Annotated in this window: 2 protein-coding genes; both read right to left on the bottom strand. The window is 53.4% G+C overall.

Going from position 1 to position 3,035, the window contains the following annotated elements; translation table 11 throughout:
- Window positions 1-214: 214 nt before the first annotated feature.
- Window positions 215-2,389 carry a polysaccharide biosynthesis tyrosine autokinase gene (locus tag OKC29_RS22925; protein WP_270669813.1) on the bottom strand — a complete coding sequence of 725 codons (2,175 nt, stop codon included), beginning with the start codon at window positions 2,387-2,389 and terminating at the stop codon, window positions 215-217.
- A 62-nt stretch (window positions 2,390-2,451) separates the two neighbouring features.
- Window positions 2,452-2,880, bottom strand: coding sequence for an arsenate reductase/protein-tyrosine-phosphatase family protein (locus OKC29_RS22920; RefSeq protein ID WP_270669812.1), 429 nt, complete (start codon window positions 2,878-2,880; stop codon window positions 2,452-2,454).
- Window positions 2,881-3,035 lie beyond the last annotated feature (155 nt).

Raw genomic sequence — 3,035 nt, 5'->3', positions numbered from 1 at the left:
TCCTGATAGGTCCGAACCAGAGCAAAAACAGGCAGTTTAAAACAGGTTTACGCGACAACTATCTTGAAAAACGCCGTTTTTGTTGATACATCTAAACCCTATCACTGAGATGCTAATTTCTCCCAGTGATCCTTAGTATTACCCAAACGAAACATCAATTAAACCACGATTACTGTGTAATGTCTCTTAAGACCCTGAAGTGCTCCAGGAAAAGTCAGGCTTTCGTCTTGTCGCCATAACTGTATTGATAATACCCATAATTCCCATAGTAACTGCTCGCTTTCTTCTCGACGGCATTGAGCAATATACCCTTGATCGAGACACCATTTTGTTCAAAACGACGAATAGCGACTTCCACCTCTTTGACCGCCGTCTTGGCGAAGCGGGCAACCAGCAAAGATGCCCCGACATGCTGGCCAACAATAGCGGCATCGGTGACCGCCAGGATGGGAGGGGAGTCAACGATGACAAAATCGTAGTGCTCGCTCGCCCAATCCAGCAGAGCCTTGAAACGCGGATGCATCAGCAGTTCTGAAGGATTGGGTGGTACAGCGCCACGGCAGACAAAATCAAGGCCGTCAAACCCGGTCTGACTCACCACTTGCGTCAAATCGGTCTGACCCGCCAGATAGGAGCTCAAGCCAGTCCCCATCTCCTGGCCCATCACCTTCTGCATATAGCCTTTGCGCAAATCCGCATCAATAACCAGCACCTTTTTGCCTCCCATGGCAAGGGTGGCGGCAAAGTTGGTGGAAACGAAGGTTTTTCCCAGGCCAGGACCAGGGCCGGAAATCATGACAATATTGTTTTTCGCCTCCATCATGCCGAAGTGCAAGCTGGTGCGCAGGCTACGCAGCGACTCCATAGCCAAGTCAGCAGGGTTACGTGCGGCCAATAGCGCTTCATTCAGCGGCATGGCATGACGACGTTTTTTCTGTTGCTGCTCGATCGTGGCCTGCTCGCTGGAATAGGGAATAGTGGCATAAACAGAAAGCCCCATCTCTTCCAGCTGCTCCGGACTTTCCACGCCACGGTGGAAGGCTGCACGCACCAAGATCAAGCCAACCGATAGCATTCCCCCCAACAGCGTAGCCAGCACGACGATCAGCGGTTTCTTCGGCTTGACCGCTTTCGTCTCAACGGCGGCATCATCGATGATACGGACGTTACCTATGGTGCCCGCCTTCATGATGTTGAGCTCCTGCTGCTTGTTGAGCAGCTGGACGAAGATTTCCTGACCGACCTGCACATCACGGGTCAGACGTAAAATCTCCTGCTGGGTTTTTGGCAGACGCTTGATCGACTTGTTGATCGCATTTTTGGTATTCATCAAGGTCTGGCGCTTTTCCATCAGAGCGATGTAAGCGGGGTGCTGGCGAGTATAGAGCTGCTGCAACTCAGCCTCCCGGAAAGTCAACTCATTGAGCTGCTTCTCGAGGCCTACCATGGTATCCAGTGCGGCCTTGGCTTCCAGCGACAGATCGACCGACTCATTCTGCTGACGATACAGATTCAATTGCTCTTCAGAACGATTCAGATCCTCTTTGACCTGAGGCAGATGGGTTTGCAAAAAATCCAGGCTCTTCTGGGCCTCTTCGGTCTTGCGCACCACATTCTGTTGCAGATAGTTCTGGCTGATGTTGTCAAGTACGGCACGAATGCGCCCCTTGTCTTCCCCCTCCAGCGCCAGGGAAATGATCCCGGTATTTTTGCCCTTTTCGCTGACCTGAAGATCACGTTGCAACTCCGCGATCACATCCAGCGCCGGTTGTTTGACCAGCGTGAAGGTCTGTCCCTCATCGGCAGCCACATCGGACAACAGCAAGGTGACATCATCTTTCTCAAGCAGCTCGCCGACCCGCCCTTCTAGCACCCGCCCCTCAACCTCGAGGGTAAAGCGCTTCTCTTCGTTCATCGTCAACGTCAGCGGTATCCCCAACAATTCAGGCGCCACTTCAAAGCGGCTCACTGCCATCTTGGGATAGGGGTTGCCCATCAGTCGTGACAGGCCACGGCCAATCAGCGGGAAGAAATCAGGGGTTACCACGGTATCGAGATGAAGTTCTTGTACCGTACGGCCTAGCACCATACGAGAAGTCAGCAACTCAATCTCGGCGGCAGTATCAGGTTGTTCACCGCCCAATACATCGGCCATATCCCCGAGCAGTGCAGCACCACTGGCTTTTTTCTCCACCTGCAGCAAGGCGTTTGCCTTGAAAACAGGGGTCGCCAGCAGGGCATACGCAACACCAAGCACCATAAACAGCGCGGTGATCGTTACAATCCACCAACGCCCATCGATCAGATAGCCCAACAGGCGTCCCAGATCGATCTCGTCATTCTCCACCGCAGCACTGCTCTGCCGGGATGAAACAGAAGAAGTCGTCATTCAACACAATCCATTTTTATTGTCAGATACCACATGCACACAATCAGTGATGGTGGGTGTCGTTACAGTTTTTTTGCCCAACCATCGGCGCTACGCACCAATAGCTGGTAAACATGTTCGTAAGCTTCCCGGCTCAGACGATAGGGATCGGGCACTTCGCTCTCACCCTGCCAGTGGCCAAACAACATGGTTTTGCCACGGGCTCCCGGATCAATAGCCGTCACGGCAGAGATATGCCCTTTCTCCATCACCAGGATCAGATCGGCATCCTGACAGAGCTCGCGGGTCAGCTGGCGCGCCGAGTGCCCATCAAGAGAGAGCCCATGCTGCTGTGCCACCTCGCTCGCGACCTTGTCGGCCGGCTTGTCAACCAAGGCACTGACCCCGGCAGAACTCACCTTACGGCCGGGCAAACGCTCGCGAAGCAATCGTTCACCGGTTGGGGAGCGGCAAATATTGCCCACACACACCACAAGAATTTTTTCAAACATATCGCTGTCGCTCTTCTAAATAAAATCTGCAGCCACCGGCCCCCAATACCTGCCTTTCTCCGAAAGGAGAGAGGCAGGTCGCGAATTCAACTTCGAAGTGCGACACTCGCCTATGCCGCCTGACGGTACTCTTCGAATACCTTGACAGGCTGCCT

This window comes from Aeromonas sp. QDB34 (assembly GCF_027705405.1).
Taxonomy (GTDB): Bacteria; Pseudomonadota; Gammaproteobacteria; order Enterobacterales; family Aeromonadaceae; genus Aeromonas; species Aeromonas hydrophila.
This window is presented reverse-complemented; position numbering and strand designations above follow the sequence as displayed.